We start from the raw sequence: 20,508 nt of genomic DNA, 5'->3' as shown, positions 1-20,508 counted from the left end.
CCCGAGATAGTTTCCTAAATGCAGAGTCCCAGTTACTTGACATCCGGATAGAGCTGTTTTTTTCATTTAATTTCCCCGAATAATTACTAATTATATCTATATGTAGACGCAATTTTATGCTATTGTACCCATTAATTATTAACAACTAAGATTAACCAACTATGTTTTGGCGTTTAAGAGTATTAACATTTTATGCATTACTTGCTATATTTACCATTACATTCTTCCTTATATGTTACATACCCGTAACATTTTTTAATGTCAACTATTATATACGTTACAGGATTGGAGTTATTTTCTCCTATGTATTTATTTGGCTGGCTAGAATCTTTTGTGGTTTAAAATACCAAGTTTCTGGTCTAGATAAATTGCCTTCATTTCCTTCTATAGTATTGTCTAATCACCAATCATGCTGGGAACAAATATTTGTACAATTAATTATACCTGAACATTCTTGGGTATTAAAAAAAGAGTTATTTAATATCCCATTATTCGGTTGGGGATTGGAAATGGTTAAGCCAATTGCCGTAGATCGTAATGCCAATATTTCAGTTGGTCAAATTTTAAGAGAAGGACAAGAAAAGATAAAAAGTGGTTTATGGTTGGTTATTTTCCCTGAATCTACTAGATTCAAACCAGAACAAAATGCTAAATTTAAACCCAGTGCAGCAAAATTAGCATCACTAGCAAAAGTACCGATCGTGATGATGGCTCACAATGCAGGGGTATACTGGCCAAAGGGTTTTTGGATTAAGAAACCAGGGGTAATCCAAGTAAAGATTATTGATGTTATCCCGATAGAGGAAATAGAGCAATCTGATGTTCGAGAATTGACAAGTAAGATAGAACAGGTAATCAATACTGAAAAGCAAGTATTATTTGAACAAGCTGGTATACTCAAATGATTTAAAGAATTGGATTTGAAAATGAGGGGCGAGCAAGCAGAAGAATATACTTCCGAAGGAACAGGGATGACACCCACAACTGTTGAAAGTTAAAAAACCGTCATTGGCGAGGAGACCGTAGGTCGACGAGAAGCAATCCATATGCAAGCTTCATAGATTGCCCCACGCTCACGTACGTTCGCTCGCAATAACGCATAGGCGGAAATCTAAAAACACCTTAGAGTTAAAGGTTTTTGTCATCCCAGCTTTCGCTGGGATGACATAATGGCGGTGACATCACCCCTAAGAACATTTTTTATTACAGCAATTCTGATTAAGCATCATGTTCAAGATCAACAACACCTGCTAAAGTTACATTAGGGTGAAGTTTATCTAAAACAAATTGACTTGCCTCACTCCACTCATTTGGAGGGGATTGTTCAGGAACATAACGTGTATTAAATTTCTCAAACCAAGTGGCGGTTTTATCACCACATTTTCCATCAACTTCAATACCATAACCATGGTCTTTTAACTGTTCTTGAACATGAGAGACTTTTTTAGAGACTTCTGTATCTTTATCACCTTTTCGTATTAATATCTGTTCTGCTTGTTCTTTCGTAGTAGGTATAAATTTACCAAAGCCAGCATCTGCAAGTTGTTTCCAAGGGAAGAATTTTCCGGGTGCTACATGCCTTTCAGCAACTTCACCAAGCCCTACTACAATCTTCAAGTTTGGATATCTAACTGTGATATCTTTAAGTAATTCTATTAATTTATTTATTTGAGAGTCTGTAAAAGCACTTTCTGCATCATTAATAAGCATAATGCTTATGCCAAAATCATTAACGTTCTTTTGACCTTTCCAACTACTCTCACCAGCAAAAAAGGTTTCTGACCCTAAGTCATCATGGTATTGGTATTGCTGCTCTTTTTTTTTTGTTGTTTGGTTCTTTATCTATTATGTAATGTACGCTTGTTCCATTATATTGCATAGTTTCTATTGCAGAAATTAATGTGTCACAAACAGAATAGGTTAGTACTACGCAACTTGGTTCTATTCCCAGTTCTCTAGGTGCAAAAAATTTACTATCATTAGTAGTGCTAACACCCTTATTTTTACTCATTACAACCTCCATTAAATAATTTTAACCTAATTATATTTACGCTGAACAATAATATACAGCCAAATTGTTTAGTGTAACTCGCTAGATTGTTATATCTAGATATAACAATCTAGTACTTAATATTTGTAGCATTGTATTTTTATTGAGTCAATACCTTAATCAGTTAAAATACTTACGCTCCTTAGTTACAACTTCATCTTCATTAGAGGAGGCTGTTTTGTTATTTTGCCATTTCTTTGCATATTCGCGTTTATTACCATTATTATCGCTGTTATCTTTATAAGACTCAGATTTTTGATTAGTTGTAACGTCCCGAGTAATTTCAGCATCGATATTTTTTATGGTTAATTTAGCTTTGCCTTTATTGTCGAAACCAATAAGTTTAACTTTTACTATATCTCCATGTTTTAAAACACTAGATACAGATTCAATACGTTCTTTTGAAATCTCACTAATATGTATGAATCCATCACGATTACCTAAATAATTGATAAATGCTCCAGAGTCTAATATTTTAACAACAGTTCCATTGAATATGCCACCTATTTCAGGATCAAAAGCAATTGACTTAATTTTTTCGACAGCCATATCTAGCTTCTCTTTGCCTACCGCCGAAACAGTTACATTACCATCATCACTTATGTCAATTTTAGCTGATGTTGTATCACAAATTTCACGTATTACTTTACCGCCAGGTCCTATAACATCTCTAATTTTGTCTTTATCAATTTTAAAGCTATGAATACAAGGGGCGTGTTGGCTGATATTGTTATTGGTTTTATTAATAGCCTTATCCATTTCTTGTAAAATATGAACACGACCAAGCTTTGCTTGGACTAAAGCATGTTTCATTATTTCAAAGGTTACGCCGGATATTTTAATATCCATTTGTAGGGCGGTTATGCCTTCCGTACCACCAGCTACTTTAAAGTCCATATCTCCAAGATTATCTTCATCCCCCATAATATCGGATAATACTACAAACTTATCGCCTTCTTTTATCAAACCCATAGCAATACCTGCTATAGGAGTTTTGATCGGTACTCCAGCATCCATAAGAGCCATGGAGCTACCACAAACAGTAGCCATGGATGATGAGCCATTACAGGAGGTAATTTCTGATACCACTCGAATGGAATAAGGGAACTGTTCTTTAGTTGGCAACATACGGTTAATGGCTCTCCATGCTAGTTTGCCATGACCTATCTCTCTGCGACTAGGAGCTCTTACTGGGGTGGCTTCTCCTACTGAGTAAGGGGGGAAAATATAGTTAAGCATAAAACGTTCTTTATATTCTCCGTCTAAACTATCAACAATTTGTTCATCTTGACTAGTGCCTAGTGTAGTGACTACTAAACTTTGTGTTTCTCCTCTAGTAAATAAGCTTGAACCATGTGTTTTTGGCAGTATCGCAACTTCACAAGCTATGTTTCTTATATCTGTTGGTTTTCTACCATCTATACGAATATTTCTCTTTAATACGTCATGACGTAATACTTCTGATTCTACTTCTTTAAGAGCAAACTCAATCTGAGCATTAGTAAGATTATTATTAGCAATATCTTCTTCAAAGTGCCGCTTAATTGTATCATGAATTTGCTTTACCGCTAATAGTCTTTCTTGTTTTAATTTAATAGAAAAAGCATTTTTAATATCTTCTTGCACTATGCTGCTAATTTGTTCTTTTAAGCTAGTAGGGAATAACTCGGTAGGCTGTATTTTAGCTTTTCCAGCAATTTTTGCTAAGTCATTAATCAACTCAATTACAGGCTGTAATGCCTTGTGACCAAACTCAATAGCTTCCAACATTTTTTCTTCGGACAATAGATCGGCTTCAGACTCAACCATCATAACTGACGTCTTAGTGCCTGCCACTACTAAGTCTAATTTACTATCCTTTAATTGACTAAATGAAGGGTTTAATATGAATTGATCATTTATCAAACCAACTCTGCTAGCTGCTACTATATCTTGATAGGGTGCATTAGACAAAGCCAATGCAGCCGATGCTCCAATAATTGCTAATATATCACTGTTATACTCAGGATCGTATGAAAGAACAGTACAAATTACTTGGGTTTCATTAAGAAAAGCCGGATGGAATAATGGTCTAATTGGTCGATCGATCAAACGTGAGACAAGTACTTCTTTTCTCGATCCTTTACCTTCTATTTTAAAAAAACCGCCAGGTATTTTACCAGCAGCAAATGCCATTTCTTTATAAAGGACAGTAAGAGGAAAGAATCCTATCCCTTCTTTTGCTTCTTTGGCACTCACGGCAGTACATAATAGGACAGTTCCCCCCATTTTTACCATAACTGCTCCATCAGCTTGACGAGCAATTTTACCAGTCGTTAATTCTAGTAGTTTCCCACCTAATTCTATCGTTTTAGTTATTTCTTCAGACATTCTTTATTCCTATTTAATTAACGAAAAACCCGGCTAGTTTTTTGATTTTTTAGCCGGGTTTTATTTTATTTTCTTATTCCTAGTTTATTAATCAACGACAAATATCTGCTTAGACTTTGCTTCTTGATATAATCCAACAATCGACGCCTACGACCAACTAACATTAATAATCCTCTCCTTGAGGAAAAATCTTTGTGATTAGTTTTAAAATGCTCTGTTAAGTTGCTAATTCTTTCAGTTAAAATTGCACATTGCACTTCACTAGAACCAGTATCATTTTCTTTAGTAGCATATTCTGTAATTAATTGTTGCTTACGCTGTGCTGTAACCGACATCAGTAATCTCCATGTTTATTTTATAGGTTAAATACTCGTAAAGAATTAAAGCAATTTTCACTCAAGCTACCAATTGCTAAGAGAGAGTCATGATACCGAATCCAAATTAATTCAATATTTTCAGGATAATCAAAATAGCATTTCTGACCATGAATGATTTTCTTAGCTTGGTCAGTAGTAGCATCAAGCACCAGGATGTCGTCCAGTACTGCTTCAATTTTTATAGCTTTTTCTGCAAGGAACTGTTTCATTTCTTGCTTTTGTATATCAAGTTCTGATAATTTAATAGCATTGATTGCTGTAAATATTCCAACCTTAGTACGCTGTAATTCTAACACAAATGCTAAACTTTGCAAGGATAAAGCAATATCTTCTGCTAAGGTTCTTACATAGGTTCCTTTAGAGCATTCTACCCTATAGGTAGCTTGATTATTTTGATGGTCAAAATTAACACATTCTAGATTATATATTTCAATATTCCGAGGGGTTAATTCGACTGTCAAATTTTCTCGTGCTAATTTATAGGATCTAATACCGTTAACTTTTATAGCAGAAAAGGCAGGAGGACGTTGTTTAATTGTACCTATGAATTTTTTACAGATATTATGGCAATCAACTTGATTAGGAATATAATCAGTAACGCCTATTACTTTACCCGAGGCATCTGCTGTATCAGTTTGTTTACCAAACTGTACGGTAAAAATGTAAGTTTTCTTTGCATCTACCAAAATTCGTACTAACTTTGTTGCCTCACCAATTGCTAAAGGTAACACCCCTTCTGCTTCAACATCTAAGGTTCCACAATGACCAACTTTAGCCCCTGCAAGGTTTTTTTTCACTATAGAAACAAGCCTTGCTGAACTGATGCCTTTAGGTTTATAGATATTAAGCCAGCAATTATTAAGGTAAAACGTCATTTGTTTGGTTATTTACGAATACTGTTAGCATAAGAGTAATTTAAATCTTAGCATAACCCTATCCTATAAAAAAACACTATTTTTCTTTTGCATAATTGTCACTAAACTTAATATTTACTATTTTTTTTACAAAAGACACTTTACATATTAAAATATATATTGTAATATACAGAATGTTTGTGATAAAATAGATAATTATGGATCTAATGAAGATTAAAAGCAATAAATTAATAAAGGGGTTTAATATGAAAGCAAAACTAGATCAATTTATAGACACTTTAGCAAAACTAGACTTATATCCGTTTGGATACAATCAGGCGTCTGACGCTAATAATTTACCATTAATTTTAATGGGACTTGATACTCTGAACACTGATAATGAAGATACTCATACAAATACTCATGATAATACTCATACAGATAGTGTATATGCATAATAAATTTAAGGTTCTCTATAATGAATAAGCTAGGCATTATTTTAAAAATAGCAGAAAGATGCAACTTAAATTGCACTTATTGTTATTTTTTTAATGGACCAGATGATTCATATAAACAAAGACCAGCAAGGATTAAGAATGAAACTATAGAAAGATTAGTGGAATTTTTGCTTGAAGGGATTCAAGAATTAGAATTAAATGCTTTGGATATAGCATTTCATGGCGGAGAACCTTTATTATATGGCATAAAAGAATTTGACGCTTTATGTAATATACTAATTACTAATTTATCTTCAAAAATAAAGTTGCGGTTAACAATTCAGACAAATGGTTTGCTTATAAATGAAGCATGGATAGCACTTTTCAAAAAACATTCTGTAGATGTGGGAATAAGTATTGATGGACCAAAAGAATATAACGATAAACACAGGGTAGATTTTTTTGGTCGCGGTTCATACGATAGACTTTTAAAAAAGATCGAATTGTTACATAAATCTTCTATGAGATTTGGTGTATTAACTGTTGTCAATCCAGATATAGGGGGGGAAAAGATTTATAGTTTTATTACAAATGAGTTAAAAGTTAAGAGTTTTGACTTACTGCTTCCTCATCTCACTCACAATGAAGTTTCAACTCATAGTATGGATCAATATGCGAAATGTCTTACAGACTTATTTGAAATTTGGACTAAGGCAGATGACCCTACGATTAAAATTAGATTTTTTAATTCATTTTTAAGAATCTTTTTAGGAGGAGAGCGATTAATATACGGGATTGGAGCACCTAATAAATTATCTTTGCCATTGATAACTATTCGTGGTGATGGTGAACTAGGTCCTGCTACGGGTTTAATGTATACTGATCCAAATACTGTAACAAATACGGGGGCTAATATTACTGACATTAGTTTGAAAGATTTTTTAAACTATCCTATCTTTTTAGAATTAGCTAAAGCACAAACTGAGATGCCCCCAAAATGTAGCTCTTGTTGTTGGGAAAAAGTTTGCGGTGGAGGTAATATAATTGACAGATTTAGTAAAGAAAATAGATTTAACAACCCTTCGACATATTGTGATGCATTACAAACATTATATGCACACATTACCAAATATTTATTAGTCTCCGGTATATCTATAGACAAACTTAATGATAGGCTAACTATATATTAAACGTAAACTTAAAGATATTTGCAGTATGTATCTTTGTTTTTTTTATTAGCAAAGCTTTTGGTAGCTTATCATATGAGGTTTATCATTTTCCTAAGGATAAGAAGCTTAGAATTAAGTTGGAATTTACTTCTCCTAATTCAAATCAAACAGAATTATATATTCCTCATCAAGTTTGGGGACATGATTTGTCTAATCAAATAAAAAATATTCATGTAGAAAATGGTGTTTTTATAAAAAATGCTAATAAAATAACGCATAAACCCAATCAAAAGATTATTGTATGGTATGATATATTGAATACTCAAGAAAAACTTGGATCAAGCTATTATACTTACATAATCGACCAGGGATTTTATTTTTTATATAAGTTTGCCTTAATATGCCCCAAATTATATACAAACGACGAAAGTATAGATGTAGATATTAAATTTGCTAGTCATAATGATGTATTTACTAATTTTGGCAATATTGCTGCTAATAAAATACAAAAGCTTAATCTTACTGCAGATAACTTAATTTCAAAGGGATTTGCTATATCTGGAAACCATAGTATCTTACAAAATGTAAATTATAAGGGTAACAACATAATATTTTTTAGTATAGATACCAAATCACAAGAAAGCTTAACAAAACTTTTGTATGAAATAATAAATGCTCAAGAGAGATTCTTTGAAACAAAGAATAATGATAATTTGTTTGTATTCATAAATAACCATAGAAAACATAATAGTTTCTATGGTACTTTAATTGGCGGTAATACTGTTCTGTATCTATTACCTGAGAAGTTTAATGTAAATGATTTTAATATTAAGCACCTACTGGCACATGAAAATTTGCATAAGTGGATAGGCAATACTCTGATAAAGGAAAAAGAGGAAACACTATATAAGTGGTTTACAGAAGGATTTACACAGTATTTTACTGACAAGATTAATTTAACTAATGGAATTGTAACATTTGAAGAATATTTAGGGAACTATAACAAGATTTTACAAAAATATTATACCTCTCCTTACTTATTATTTGATAATGAAACTATATCAAAATTATATTGGGATAATGCTCTAGCTAGCGAGTTACCATATGACAGAGGCTATATAATAGCATCTGTACTAGATCTAAAAATACAAAATCTAACTAATACTCAGTTTAGTTTGGATAATCTTATAAAAACAATAGTGGCAAATCATACTCATAGTAAAAAAGAGAAATTCACTACCACAATTATGTGGCAATATATTAACAATATTACCAAAAATAACTTGAAACGTACAGTTAATAAATTTGTAAAATATGGTAATTTTGATTTAAGTAATTTCTTAAATAACTCAAAATTACATTATAAAAAAATTGCCATAAATGATTATGGGTTTGATATTACAAATTTTCAGAAGATAGTTAGCAACTTAAAAAAGGATAGTACAGCATATAAAGCTGGGCTACGTAATAATGATAAATTCAAGAAAATTCATATTTCACAAGAAAATCAAGAAGCTATAGCGAAAATAACCATTGAACTAATTAATGGAAGATTAATAAAATATTATGCTAAAAAGAAATTAATAAAAATTCCTGAATATACCAGTATTTATAAGTAGGCAGGATTATCAAAAGCTAAAAAACAGAAACTTGATTTTAATGAATTCTTATTGAGCGGTACAAAATTTGATCAACTAGAAATCAAGAGAGTGAGGGAAGAAACTTGGGAGACTTGAGTTATGAGATATCTTCTAGTACAGGGCATTTAAACATTGCAGCTTATCTAGCCATATTATATAATAATTATCTTAAAAATTGTTTCGGTATTTATGAACAAATGGATCTATTATTTTGGTACTAAAGGTGGGGATGGTAATGCCCAAATGAAAGACGTACTTGGCAGTAAAGGGGCTGGTCTTGCTGAGATGTCTAACTTAAATTTACCTATTCCCGATGGTTTTACTATTACTACAGAACTTTGTAATTATTTTTATAAAAATAATTACAATTTGCCTGAAAATTTTAATAAGGACTTAGCGGTAGCTGTTAAAAATTTAGAAAATACTACTGGTAAGATTTTTGGGGATCATAAGAATCCACTATTATTATCAGTCCGTTCAGGTTCAAGAGCTTCCATGCCTGGTATGATGGATACTATACTTAATCTTGGGTATAATGATCAAGTTTGCGATGCACTATCAAATATTACTGGAAATGAAATTTTTGCTCTTGACAGCTATCGACGATTCCTAGAAATGTACGGATCAATGGTATTATCAATTTCAAATGGTTTATTTAAAAATGCATTTGAGATGCATAAGGTCAAATGTAATATTTATCAAGAGAAAGAAATTACAGGAGATTTCTTAAGAATCATAGTTGAAGAGTTTAAAAAGATAATTTCTAATCATTACGACGAATCATTTTGTAACCCATATAAACAATTAGAGCAATCAATAAAAGCCGTATTGAAATCTTGGGTAGGTGACAGAGCGGTAACTTATAGAAAGCTACATAATATACCTGATGATTGGGGTACAGCGATTAATATACAGTCAATGGTTTTTGGTAATCAAGGGAGTAATTCTGCTACAGGTGTAGTATTCTCACGTTGTCCTGCAACCGGTGAAAACAAGCTTTTTGGCGAATATTTAGTAAATGCTCAAGGTGAGGATGTTGTATCAGGGACAAGAACCCCAAGCCCTATTATGTCAGATAAGCCTGATATAGACTACTCAATGCAAGTAGTTATGCCACAAATATTTGAACAATTACAAGGTATTTGTAAGAAGTTAGAGCTACATTATTTGGATGTACAAGATATTGAGTTCACCGTGCAGAACGGTGTTTTGTATATTTTGCAAACACGTACTGCTAAAAGAACAGCTTTAGCTAGTATTAAAATTGCCACTGATATGGTACAAGAAGGGCTGATTTCTAAACAACAAGCAATAATGCGTATAGATCCAGAATCGCTAACTCAGCTTTTGCATACGGCTATTGATTATAGTAATAGTTTAAACCATATCTCTAAAGGGTTGCCAGCATCTCCTGGGGCTGCCACTGGTATAGTAGTTTTTTCTCCATATGATGCCGAGAAAATGTCGCATCACCATAAAGTAATTTTGGTACGCCATGATACTAGCCCTGAAGATATAAATGGTATGTATGTTTCAGCCGGTATTCTTACAGCTAGAGGCGGAATGACGTCACATGCGGCTGTAGTCGCTAGAGGATTAGGAAAACCATGTGTTTGCGGGGCAAGTGATGTGGTAATAGATGAAAAAAAACAGCTCTTTAAAATAGGGGAAACTATCATTAATTATGGTGACTTAATAACTATAGATGGTGGAACAGGAAAAATTTTTTTAGGGGAAGTACCACTTATTCAGCCTAGTTTTACTAAGGAATTTCAAACAATTTTAGATTGGGCAGATGAATTTGCTACTTTAAAAGTTAGAGCCAATGCTGAAACTATTTTAGACGCTGGTGTTTCCATGAAATTTGGGGCGTGTGGAATTGGACTATGTAGAACAGAACATATGTTTTTTGACCCTGATAAAATTCCATTAGTACGAGAAATGATAATTGCTCCTGATATAGAACGGAGAAAACATGCGATAAATAAATTATTGCCCTTGCAAATTCGAGATTTTAAGGCATTATTTAAAATTATACAGGGTAAAGCTATAAATATCAGATTGCTTGACCCGCCTTTACATGAATTTCTACCAACAACAGAGGATGATAAAAGAAACTTAGCAAATGTGATGAATCTACCGTTAGCTGTTGTTGAACAACGTTTGCACGCACTATATGAAGTGAATCCTATGCTTGGACATAGAGGATGTCGCCTTGGTATTTCTTATCCTGAAATTTATCAAATGCAAATAATGGCAATTCTTACTGCTATCAGAGAATTGCAAATTGAAGAGAATATAAATACTATTTTAGAATTAATGATTCCTTTAATTAGTGATGTTAACGAACTAAAAATATTGAAGACCCATATACAAGATGTTATTACTAACATGGAAGATACTAACAAATGCAAGTTTTATTTCACTCTTGGTACTATGATCGAACTACCAAGAGCTGCTTTAAAAGCTGGCGAAATTGCCGAAGAAGTAGATTATTTTAGCTTTGGTACCAATGATTTAACACAAACAACTTACGGCATTTCTCGAGATGATGTGGCATCATTTTTCCCAGATTATTTGGAGAAAAAAATCTTTGCATTTGATCCTTTTAGTAAATTAGATGAGGAAGGGGTAGGGGAGTTAATAGAAATTGCTATAAAGCGTGGGTTAAAAAACAATCCTACATTAAAACTTGGTGTATGTGGAGAGCATGCTGGTAATCCCCACTCTATAGAGTTTTTTCATAAAGTTGGTTTGCATTATGTATCCTGTTCACCATACCGCATTCCTATAGCTAGGATTGCCGCAGCTCAAGCGGAAATAAAGAAATGTGGGTAAAAATATCCCGGTAAATCTATATTAATTATTATTTCTTTACCAAATATTTTCTCCGGTAAGATTATTCTTTTGGCATGTAATAACATTTCCTTGGATAAAGCCATGGCTTCTTGAGTACCATATTTTGTGTCACCTATTATGGGACAACCCAACATTTTCGCATGAAATCGAAGTTGATGCATTCTGCCAGTAAGAGGAGTGAACTCAACTAGAGTCAAACCATTATTTAAGTTTTTCAGCAATTTATAGCAAGTTATGGCTAATTTGCCATGTTCTTCATCATTTTGTACAGTCTCATACGCCCCTCCCCTATTCTTCCCTATCATACCACTAATTTCTCCTTCATGTTGCGGAAGGTTACCTAAAACTATAGCAATATAGGTTTTCTGAATATTCTTTTCCTTAAAGGCTTCCACTAATTTTATACTACTCGCATAATTTTTAGCGATTAGTAATATACCTGAAGTATCTTTATCTAACCTATGTACTAGTTTTAAATCTGCCCCTTGGCTATTTAAATATTGTAGTGCATCATCTATAGATAGGCTTATTTTACTACCGCCTTGGGTTGCAAGACCTACTGGCTTATTAATTGCTATAAGCCACTCATCCTGATAAACTAGGTAATCCTTCATTAACTTACCGGCTAGTATAACTGCAGAACTAGAAAAAATCTTATCAGAAGCTTTTTTAGGTTCTAAATTTAAACTATCCTCTATAAAAATTTGATCCCCAGCCTTTATTCGCAAATTTGCCGCTACCTTACAAGAATTAACCATTATCTGTTTAAACCTTAAGGCACGCTCAACCATCCCTTGGGTAAAGCTAGGATATAATTTCTTCAAGTAACGATCCAACCTACAAGGTAGTTCTATATCTACATTTAATATTGCCACTAGCTACTCTTTAACAAAAAATACCCCCATAATATACATGATAATAGTATAATAGCAAAAATCTGATGCACTAAGGCCATTAATATAGGTACTGAATATAAAATAGTAATTATGCCAGCTAACATTTGTAATATCAGCACACCAACAATATAATAAGCAACTTTGTTTAATTTAGGATGCTTGGTTTTTATTAGACTCAACACTAATAAACCAACACTAGTACAAACAATATACGCTCCAATTCTATGGATAAACTGAACAAAAACAGCATCACTTAAACTATCTCTACTCAATAGTTTAAAAGCTATTTCTTGAGGTATAAAACTATTCCCCATTAACGGAAAGCTATTATATACAAGCCCTGCATCAAGACCTGCAACTAGACCACCTAAAAAAATCTGTATATAAACTATAATAATAGTGAATATACAAAAGAATTTTGCTAAATTTAAACTTATTGACCGTTCAACTAGTAAAATATCAAAACTATTTTTCATCAGCTGATAGAACAGTAAATTATAGATAATAACTGCAATAACCAAATGACAAGCTAAACGGAAATGACTGACATATGGCTGCAAAATTAGACCACTTTTCACCATATACCATCCCATAAATCCTTGGACTGCAAATAATAACGATATCGCCAAATATACAGGCAGTAACCTTGTATCAATCCGTCCACGTACAAAAAAATATAGTAATGGTACTAGATACAACAAACCTATTACTCTGCCAGCAAAACGGTGAATAAATTCAAGCCAAAAAATAAATTTAAACTCTGAAAGAGTCATATTAGTATTTTTTTGCTTATATTCGACAGATTGTTGATATTTAGCAAATTCATCCTGCCAGTCAGCATTACCCAGCGGGGGAACGACACCTGAAACCGGTTTCCATTCAACAATTGATAAACCAGCATCAGTAAGCCTAGTGAGACCTCCTAAAAAAATCATAAATATTACCATGCAGCAGCATACCGCCAACCAACGCTTTACTAATATGTGTGACATTAGACCCGCTACCTTTAATATCTATAATATAAAATATAACAAATTTTTATCGTCCACTAATACTCTTTTTCATTATGAACCTCATGTATACTAAGGTAGAACTTCAAGAATTGGCGTTGTCGCGACCAAAGATCGAAGCTGCCTAGTTACTCATGTACGCCTAGCAGCTCGACTTTGCTACTGCCTAGCTCTTCTTGAAGTTATACTATCGTCTACCAACTCTTCATTTACGAGCAGTATATGATATTTTTACCTAAATATTCTATCAATAACAGCACCCACATCTAATTCTTCCATTTTTCCAGTCCTACGATCTTTTAGTTCGACCACATTATTTTCAGCTTTTTTAGGACCAATGATTATTTGGTATGGTGATCCTATAAGATCATGCGTGGCAAATTTGCTACCGGCTCTTTCATTGGTATCATCGTATAATACTTCTATTTTACTTGCCACAAGTTTATCATATAGATTTTGTGATAGTTCATTGCATTTGCTATCAAGTATGTTCAAATTTAATATTGATACCATAAAAGGAGCAATATTTGTAGGCCATATAATCCCTTTATCATCATGACTTGATTCGATTATGGCAGCTAAAAGTCTTGAAATACCAATACCGTAAGAACTCATTTCCACTGGCACAAGATTACCCTTATTACTATTTACTAAAGCATTCATGGCTTCGGCATATTTTGTGCCAATATAAAAAATATGCCCAACTTCAATACCCTTACTACTGGCAAGGTCATGTTCTGATAACAGGCATTTATCAGGATCATGTTTTTCTTCTGCTGCCGCATATAAGGTTTGTAATTTTTCAATATCTAAACTTTCCTGATCTGTTAAAGATAGGAATTTTTTATCATAAAAAATTGTACTCTCACCATTATCAGCAAGAATATGGAACTCGTGGCTTAAATTGCCACCAATTGGACCATTATCAGCAAGTACTGGAATTACACGAAGTCCCATGTCACAAAATGTTTGCATATAGGCTAGATACATCTGCTTATAGGTTTTTACAGCACTTATTTGATCTATATCAAAAGTATATGCATCTTTCATTAAGAATTCTCTACCACGCATAACCCCAAAGCGAGGTCTAATTTCATCCCTAAATTTCCATTGAATATGATATAAGTTTTTGGGCAAATCCTTATAGGACTGAATATTATTCCTAAAAATATCAGTCACCATGTCTTCATTAGTAGGTCCAAACAATAACGTATTATCATGGCGATCTTGGAATTTTAGCATTTCTTTGCCATAATTCTCAAATCTTCCAGATTCCACCCATAAAGATGCTGGTTGAATACAAGGCATTAATATTTCAATAGCCCCTACCTTGTTCATATTAAGTCGAACGATATTTTCAACATTTTTAAGGGCTTTTAAGCCTATCGGCAACCAGCTATAAATCCCAGCAGATTGTTGTCTTATCATGCCGCTCCTAAGCATCAACTTATGAGAAATTACTTGCGCCTCCACTGGTTCTTCCTTCAGCACAGGTAAAAAATATTTTGATAGTAACATGAGTTTACCTTGGGTTATTTTTTAGAAATAATATTTAGGAATTCGTGGCGATATTTCTGCTGCTCTACATATATGCCTGTATAATGCATAGTATTCATAATACTATCATTTTGCATAACTCCTCTAAGAGTCATACAGCTATGTAATGCAGAAATCTTAACCGCAACACCTAGGGGCTTAATATATTTCTGTAATGTTTCAGCAATTTGTACAGTCATCTTTTCTTGAATCTGTAGTCTCCTAGCAAAAACATCAACTATCCTAGCGAGCTTGCTGATACCTATTATACAATTATCAGGTATATAAGCTATATTTACCGTACCAGTTATCGGTAACATATGATGTTCACAAAATGAATTAAAATGTATGTCTTTTAACACTATGAAATCCTGAAAATTACAAGTATCGTAAAATTTAGTCGTTAATATTTCTTCCACATCTCTATCATACCCAGAAAACACTTCTTGGTAAGTTTTTATTACTCTATCAGGAGTTTTTAGTAGCCCTTCCCTATTTGGATCTTCACCAATAAATCGTAATAAAGTTTTAACTGCCTCTTTGGCTTCTTCTGTAGTAGGTTTTTTCAAGTCCATTATTTTTATTCCAATTACTTAAACAAGATTCTTCTACCACAAATAATAACAAACATCAAGCCACCAACAATAGCAATCAGCCCACCACCACCCATTATACCCATTAATAATTTACTGCCAATAGTCATTTCTACCCCTGGTGTTTTTCGCATCACCCCATACCCACCAGCAAAAAGAAGAGCTATAATATGTAACATTTGCCCTATAGTTATCGTTATAATTGCTGTTGTAAAATATGAGTTCTTCTGCTGTTTATCGTCACATAGAAGAAAGCAGAAACCCATACAAGCTACACTAATCCCAACAATTGAACCATGATAGTGTGCAGGAATAGTAACATTCATACCTGTAATTAATATACCAATAAATCCTCCAAACAGAAATAATATATTGGAACAAATTATGGTTGTCTTCACCAAACGCATTTGAACCTCCCTGATGTCCTTACTAGGGTTAATGTCATTCCCTCCTATGCGGGAATGATACCACTTCACCTCATAAAACATTATTATCAAAGACAAAGTTGCTGCTATCCCACCACCATATTTCATTTGTTTAGTGTAGTATTCTTTGAATTCAGCATCTATAATATCATATAATAAATGTCCACTAATAGCTGCAACACTTATAACAAAATTTAAATATAATAGTGCAAGGTACAGCTTTTTTAATCTTAATTCCTTACCTATCCAAACATGGAATAATACTATCATTACTAATATCAAAATTTGCGTGTAAATAAACTGTAATAAATGCCCACCACTCCAAAAAAGCAATTCATAGTAAAATTCTATATCGACTGGTACAAGTTTAATAATTTCTTGTAATTGGTAATAAGACCAAATAAAACATACCCATACTAACACCCACATTATTACGGTAGAAAGGATAGTAAAATTAATGAGGGAGTTAAAGCAAGATATTTTGCAACAGTTCCATAATGTATATAAGGCAAATAACAATACAGATACACCAAATAAACTAATTCCGAGAATAAACATTATATTCTCCAGCATTGGTATGTAATTATTCATTACAGGAAAATTTTGACCACAGAATGGTGATAAAGCTATTAGTGCAGTAGAAATAAATGCTATTATTACACATGTTATGCTGGGAGTCGTTGCCTCTAGATTATAGCTCCAAACACATGCTGTAACTGACATCAACCAAACTAAGATTGATAAATTAACATGAATAACCAAAGCTGATTTAAAGATTTCTGTATTGGGGAATAGGTTAACTAACATTGGAGTGCGAAGCATTACCAATATTATTGAATACACCCCAGCAAGAGCAAGCGAAAATACACCATTCCTAAGCCAGTAAATAGCTAACTTATTACGGCTTAATTGTGGAATTATATTCTCAAGATTCATAAAGAATACTTACGAATGGTGGGTTTGAGAAGACTTGAACTTCCGACCTCACGCTTATCAGGCGTGTGCTCTAACCAGCTGAGCTACAAACCCTTAATACCCTTAGCATTTCAAGTGTTAGCAGTGTCTGCATCAGATATACTTTTTTAGCTGGCTTCACTTAGGATTATAAACCCAACATACGCAGATATGTTTATGGTTTTAAGTACCCTAAAGTGGTGGGCTCGCCGGGATTCGAACCCGGGACAACCTGATTAAAAGTCAAGTGCTCTACCTGCTGAGCTACGAGCCCTAAACAATACTACTTAAAGACAAATTGTCTCTCAAGAACCTGTCTAATAAGCTTTACTTTATCGTTTAAAAAGCGTATCATGTCAACAATTATTTTGATAAATATCTTTAATATGGTAGTTTATGCACTCTGATGTTGCAATTATTATTCCTTCAAGACTTGATTCAGTAAGACTTCCCAAAAAACCTCTACAACTTGTAGGGGGAATCTCAATAATTGAGCGTGTTCTTAGGCAAGTATATTTAACCAAACTAAAAAATATTTATGTGGCAACTGATTCAGAAACTATAGCTAAAAAAGTTACTGATTGCGGTGGACAATTCATTATGACAAGCCAAGAATGTCAAACTGGTACCGAACGTGTATACGAAGCGTTTCAGCTAATCCCTAATAATCACCATATTAACTATATCTTGAATGTACAGGGTGATATGCCTTTTGTTGAACCGGAATCAATTATTAAAGTTATTGAAAACCTAAAATCTAGTAGCCATGATATTATGACCCCAGTAGTAAAAGTCGGTATAGACGCCGTAAATGGTCATAGTAATGTCAAAGTTATTACTGACCATAATGATAAGGCTTTGTATTTCTCTCGTAATCTCATTCCACACGGTGCAGAAGAATTTCTATATCATGTAGGAATGTATGGGTTTAGCAAAGAAGCATTAACTAAATTCATAAACTTACCTGTTTCAACTTTAGAATTAAGCGAAAAACTTGAACAACTAAGAGCATTACAAAATAACATGTCCATAGGGGTATGTTATGTTAACAATATTCCTATCTCTGTTGATACAGTAGAAGATTTAAACAAAGCTATCAAATTTTATCAACAACTTAATGTTACTGTGTAAGTAAGAATCTACGATATCTCAGGGCTAAGTAAGGTAACTACCTTTCCATCATCAAGTTGAATTCTTATACCACCATATTCATCTATATCTTTAAAAATTCCTGAGATTTTTGTGTTTCCATCATTTACGCTAACCATCTCACCTAATTTATAAGCATGTTTAAGCCAATATTGTCTTATTTTGCTAAACCCTTGTTCCTTCCATCTACTGAAACATTTTTCAAAATTAATCATCAATATATCTAATAAATATTCTATATCTTTTATTTCTATCCCCTCATCGAATAGATTAGTTGCAAATTGTTCAATATTTACAGGACTTTTCTTGATATTAATACCAATACCTATAATAAGATAATTATTGTTATTGATACTAATAGATTCAAGCAATATACCAGATACTTTCTTGTCATTTATCAAAATATCATTAGGCCATTTTAATTTAATAGAATTTTCTGATCTAGCGGACAAAGAATTGATAGTTTTATAAACAACAATAGCCATAACAAAAGATAATTGTGGAATATAGCTAAGATTAATCTTATGATTTAATAATATACTAACATGCAAATTCCCTAGACTAGAATGCCAAATTCTACTATTTCTTCCACGCGATTTTGTCTGATTTTTTGCCAATATTACATAATTTTTATCAGGACAATCCTTAGCCATCCTAATAGCTTCAGAACTGGTACTATCTATCTCATCAAAAATTAGTAGATTATATTTTTCCTGCCATGACATAGCTATAAACCATCCATAGTATCAGCAAGTGGTTGGATAAAAACACACAGAAGCAATAAAACTCCAATAATCAAATAGCATATAAATTTTAAGCTCTTAGGTGTTGGTACTAAAACTAGTTTCAAACTTTTACTTGCCTCAAAAAAATACATAGACCTAACTATTTTTAGGTAATAATAAGCCGCTACAACACTTGTGCCAATAGCTATAAATGCTAGAGTAAATTGTTTCTCTATAATAGCCTGATAGAAAACGCTGTATTTCGCAAGAAATCCTGCCAGTGGTGGAATGCCTATCATAGAGAACATGATAATCGCAATCCCAGCAGCTAACGCCTTACGGGTAGAAGCAAGACCTTTAATATCATCAAAAGTTGCTGAATCTGATTTTTTACCTAGCAGAGTAATTAGGCAAGCAAAAAAGCCAATGACAGAAGCAGCATAAATAACCATATATAGTAATGCTACTCTATCACCGTAAGGAGTATGAAAAGAAATAGCCATTAAAACATAGCCTATATTTAGAATAGTGCTGTAACCCATTAGCCTTTTGAGGGAGGTTTGTCTAATAGCACCAGCTGCCCCAATAAGCATGGACAAAATCGCAGTGATTTTTATTAGATCAACTGAAATTTGCTTATAATCTCCAATTACCATAGTCATTATATTTAATAATACCACCACATTACCAATTTTTGTGGCAGCAGAGAAATAGGTAATTGAAGGAACGGGAGACCCTTCATATACATCTAACGTCCAACTATGCAAAGGAGCAGCTGATAATTTAAATAAGATACCACTTAAAAAAAGCACTAAGCCCACTATTAAACCAATATTTGGCTGCGGTGAATGATTTAATTTCTGAAAAATATTACTATAATCTAAACTACCGCCAAATCCATAAATAAAGGAAATGCCAAATAACGTTAGGCAGCTAATCAAAGACCCAAGGATAAAATATTTTAACGCTCCTTCTGATGCTTTAATATTATTCAGATTAAAGCCAGCTAATACATAGGCTACCAGTGCCTGTAACTCCATAGCAACAAATAAAAGTAAAAAATTACGGGCTGATATAGTAATACAAATACCAACAGTTGATAATATTACTAAAGTATTAAATTCACTTTTAAATTCTTCCCCAGTAATTTTACAATAAGCATGATAAATTATCATCGTTATCCATGCAAATATTATCACCAAAAATCTACCACCACTAGTAAAGCTATTATTTTCAATTGAATGATGAAAAGCTGTACCTATTAAATGCCGCGGTGCAATATACATAAATAACATAAAGAAGATGCTCATCAACCATATAATAATATTAAGAATGCTTCGTGTTTTCCTACTAGATAATACCATAAATAGCTGATATAGCAGAGCAAACAAAGTAAAATACAACTCAGGTAGAATAATTATAAATTGTTTAAAAATTGGGTCTGTCATATTGCAAGTTTCTAAG

18 protein-coding genes and 2 tRNA genes are annotated in these 20,508 nt (G+C 33.0%); 6 read left to right on the top strand and 14 right to left on the bottom strand.

Features of this window, described 5'->3' with window-relative positions:
* Nucleotides 1-161: 161 nt before the first annotated feature.
* Nucleotides 162-905, top strand: a complete 744-nt coding sequence (locus tag ACFEL2_RS03150) for a lysophospholipid acyltransferase family protein (RefSeq protein ID WP_375332221.1) — start codon at nucleotides 162-164, stop codon at nucleotides 903-905.
* A gap of 313 nt (nucleotides 906-1,218) precedes the next feature.
* Here ACFEL2_RS03150 and ACFEL2_RS03145 read toward each other — a convergent pair whose 3' ends face one another.
* The 5 genes from ACFEL2_RS03145 to truB all read right to left on the bottom strand — a co-directional run bounded on the left by ACFEL2_RS03145 (nucleotide 1,219) and on the right by truB (nucleotide 5,672).
* Nucleotides 1,219-1,710 carry a hypothetical protein gene (locus ACFEL2_RS03145; protein WP_375332220.1) on the bottom strand — a complete coding sequence of 164 codons (492 nt, stop codon included), beginning with the start codon at nucleotides 1,708-1,710 and terminating at the stop codon, nucleotides 1,219-1,221.
* Between the two features lie 82 nt (nucleotides 1,711-1,792).
* A complete protein-coding gene (locus tag ACFEL2_RS03140; protein WP_375332219.1) occupies nucleotides 1,793-2,011 on the bottom strand; it encodes a hypothetical protein in 219 nt (72 codons plus the stop codon).
* Nucleotides 2,012-2,170: 159 nt separating this feature from the next.
* Nucleotides 2,171-4,420, bottom strand: a complete 2,250-nt coding sequence (pnp, locus tag ACFEL2_RS03135; RefSeq protein ID WP_375332218.1) for a polyribonucleotide nucleotidyltransferase — start codon at nucleotides 4,418-4,420, stop codon at nucleotides 2,171-2,173.
* 65 nt (nucleotides 4,421-4,485) lie between these two features.
* A complete protein-coding gene (gene rpsO / locus ACFEL2_RS03130) occupies nucleotides 4,486-4,755 on the bottom strand; it encodes a 30S ribosomal protein S15 (RefSeq protein ID WP_250311643.1) in 270 nt (89 codons plus the stop codon).
* A 20-nt stretch (nucleotides 4,756-4,775) separates the two neighbouring features.
* Nucleotides 4,776-5,672: a tRNA pseudouridine(55) synthase TruB gene (gene truB, locus ACFEL2_RS03125; protein ID WP_375332217.1), complete on the bottom strand. Its 897-nt coding sequence runs from the start codon at nucleotides 5,670-5,672 to the stop codon at nucleotides 4,776-4,778.
* A 245-nt stretch (nucleotides 5,673-5,917) separates the two neighbouring features.
* Here truB and ACFEL2_RS03120 point away from each other — a divergent pair, with 245 nt between their 5' ends.
* From ACFEL2_RS03120 to ppdK, 4 genes are all read left to right on the top strand, one after another.
* Nucleotides 5,918-6,109, top strand: coding sequence for a hypothetical protein (locus tag ACFEL2_RS03120; protein ID WP_375332216.1), 192 nt, complete (start codon nucleotides 5,918-5,920; stop codon nucleotides 6,107-6,109).
* Between the two features lie 20 nt (nucleotides 6,110-6,129).
* The gene (locus ACFEL2_RS03115) at nucleotides 6,130-7,278 is read left to right on the top strand and encodes a radical SAM protein (RefSeq protein ID WP_375332215.1); all 1,149 of its coding nucleotides are present in this window, start codon (nucleotides 6,130-6,132) and stop codon (nucleotides 7,276-7,278) included.
* A gap of 116 nt (nucleotides 7,279-7,394) precedes the next feature.
* Nucleotides 7,395-8,876, top strand: a complete 1,482-nt coding sequence (locus tag ACFEL2_RS03110; protein ID WP_375332214.1) for a hypothetical protein — start codon at nucleotides 7,395-7,397, stop codon at nucleotides 8,874-8,876.
* Nucleotides 8,877-9,086: 210 nt separating this feature from the next.
* Nucleotides 9,087-11,735 (top strand): pyruvate, phosphate dikinase, encoded by a 2,649-nt coding sequence (ppdK, locus tag ACFEL2_RS03105; RefSeq protein ID WP_375332213.1) that lies wholly within the window; start codon nucleotides 9,087-9,089, stop codon nucleotides 11,733-11,735.
* Here ppdK and ACFEL2_RS03100 read toward each other — a convergent pair.
* From ACFEL2_RS03100 to ACFEL2_RS03070, 7 genes are all read right to left on the bottom strand, one after another.
* Nucleotides 11,708-12,625 carry an RluA family pseudouridine synthase gene (locus ACFEL2_RS03100; RefSeq protein WP_375332368.1) on the bottom strand — a complete coding sequence of 306 codons (918 nt, stop codon included), beginning with the start codon at nucleotides 12,623-12,625 and terminating at the stop codon, nucleotides 11,708-11,710. The two genes, ppdK and ACFEL2_RS03100, sit on opposite strands and share 28 nt — an antisense overlap.
* 5 nt (nucleotides 12,626-12,630) lie before the next feature.
* Nucleotides 12,631-13,644, bottom strand: coding sequence for a COX15/CtaA family protein (locus ACFEL2_RS03095; protein ID WP_341752213.1), 1,014 nt, complete (start codon nucleotides 13,642-13,644; stop codon nucleotides 12,631-12,633).
* A 249-nt stretch (nucleotides 13,645-13,893) separates the two neighbouring features.
* Nucleotides 13,894-15,180: a proline--tRNA ligase gene (gene proS / locus ACFEL2_RS03090; RefSeq protein WP_375332212.1), complete on the bottom strand. Its 1,287-nt coding sequence runs from the start codon at nucleotides 15,178-15,180 to the stop codon at nucleotides 13,894-13,896.
* 14 nt (nucleotides 15,181-15,194) lie between these two features.
* On the bottom strand, nucleotides 15,195-15,767 hold the full coding sequence (gene folE, locus ACFEL2_RS03085) for a GTP cyclohydrolase I FolE (protein WP_341752307.1): 573 nt from the start codon (nucleotides 15,765-15,767) through the stop codon (nucleotides 15,195-15,197).
* Between the two features lie 20 nt (nucleotides 15,768-15,787).
* Entirely contained in the window at nucleotides 15,788-17,152 is a 1,365-nt protein-coding gene (locus ACFEL2_RS03080; RefSeq protein WP_341752215.1) for a hypothetical protein, read from the bottom strand.
* A 16-nt stretch (nucleotides 17,153-17,168) separates the two neighbouring features.
* Nucleotides 17,169-17,245: transfer RNA gene (locus ACFEL2_RS03075), tRNA-Ile, on the bottom strand.
* Between the two features lie 123 nt (nucleotides 17,246-17,368).
* Nucleotides 17,369-17,444 (bottom strand) — tRNA-Lys (locus tag ACFEL2_RS03070).
* Between the two features lie 122 nt (nucleotides 17,445-17,566).
* Between ACFEL2_RS03070 and ACFEL2_RS03065 the strand changes: the two genes are divergently transcribed.
* Nucleotides 17,567-18,301, top strand: coding sequence for a 3-deoxy-manno-octulosonate cytidylyltransferase (locus ACFEL2_RS03065; protein WP_375332211.1), 735 nt, complete (start codon nucleotides 17,567-17,569; stop codon nucleotides 18,299-18,301).
* An 8-nt stretch (nucleotides 18,302-18,309) separates the two neighbouring features.
* Here ACFEL2_RS03065 and ACFEL2_RS03060 read toward each other — a convergent pair whose 3' ends face one another.
* Both ACFEL2_RS03060 and nuoN read right to left on the bottom strand, forming a co-directional pair.
* On the bottom strand, nucleotides 18,310-19,044 hold the full coding sequence (locus tag ACFEL2_RS03060) for a biotin--[acetyl-CoA-carboxylase] ligase (protein WP_341755159.1): 735 nt from the start codon (nucleotides 19,042-19,044) through the stop codon (nucleotides 18,310-18,312).
* Between the two features lie 2 nt (nucleotides 19,045-19,046).
* On the bottom strand, nucleotides 19,047-20,492 hold the full coding sequence (nuoN, locus tag ACFEL2_RS03055) for an NADH-quinone oxidoreductase subunit NuoN (protein ID WP_375332210.1): 1,446 nt from the start codon (nucleotides 20,490-20,492) through the stop codon (nucleotides 19,047-19,049).
* Nucleotides 20,493-20,508 lie beyond the last annotated feature (16 nt).

The sequence above is a fragment of the Candidatus Tisiphia endosymbiont of Temnostethus pusillus genome (assembly GCF_964264675.1).
GTDB lineage: Bacteria > Pseudomonadota > Alphaproteobacteria > Rickettsiales > Rickettsiaceae > Tisiphia.
The sequence above is the reverse complement of the archived record's forward strand: the minus strand, read 5'-3'. Positions and strand labels throughout refer to the sequence as shown.

Coding starts and splice junctions, on each gene's coding strand:
- rpsO (WP_250311643.1), bottom strand. CDS start 4,755: ATGTCGGTTACAGCACAGCGTAAGCAACAATTAATTACAGAATATGCT.
- ACFEL2_RS03145 (WP_375332220.1), bottom strand. CDS start 1,710: ATGCTTATTAATGATGCAGAAAGTGCTTTTACAGACTCTCAAATAAAT.
- ACFEL2_RS03140 (WP_375332219.1), bottom strand. CDS start 2,011: ATGAGTAAAAATAAGGGTGTTAGCACTACTAATGATAGTAAATTTTTT.
- ACFEL2_RS03115 (WP_375332215.1), top strand. CDS start 6,130: ATGAATAAGCTAGGCATTATTTTAAAAATAGCAGAAAGATGCAACTTA.
- ACFEL2_RS03060 (WP_341755159.1), bottom strand. CDS start 19,044: ATGTCATGGCAGGAAAAATATAATCTACTAATTTTTGATGAGATAGAT.
- proS (WP_375332212.1), bottom strand. CDS start 15,180: ATGTTACTATCAAAATATTTTTTACCTGTGCTGAAGGAAGAACCAGTG.
- ACFEL2_RS03080 (WP_341752215.1), bottom strand. CDS start 17,152: ATGAATCTTGAGAATATAATTCCACAATTAAGCCGTAATAAGTTAGCT.
- nuoN (WP_375332210.1), bottom strand. CDS start 20,492: ATGACAGACCCAATTTTTAAACAATTTATAATTATTCTACCTGAGTTG.
- ACFEL2_RS03150 (WP_375332221.1), top strand. CDS start 162: ATGTTTTGGCGTTTAAGAGTATTAACATTTTATGCATTACTTGCTATA.
- ACFEL2_RS03095 (WP_341752213.1), bottom strand. CDS start 13,644: ATGTCACACATATTAGTAAAGCGTTGGTTGGCGGTATGCTGCTGCATG.
- truB (WP_375332217.1), bottom strand. CDS start 5,672: ATGACGTTTTACCTTAATAATTGCTGGCTTAATATCTATAAACCTAAA.
- ppdK (WP_375332213.1), top strand. CDS start 9,087: ATGAACAAATGGATCTATTATTTTGGTACTAAAGGTGGGGATGGTAAT.
- pnp (WP_375332218.1), bottom strand. CDS start 4,420: ATGTCTGAAGAAATAACTAAAACGATAGAATTAGGTGGGAAACTACTA.
- ACFEL2_RS03065 (WP_375332211.1), top strand. CDS start 17,567: ATGCACTCTGATGTTGCAATTATTATTCCTTCAAGACTTGATTCAGTA.
- ACFEL2_RS03120 (WP_375332216.1), top strand. CDS start 5,918: ATGAAAGCAAAACTAGATCAATTTATAGACACTTTAGCAAAACTAGAC.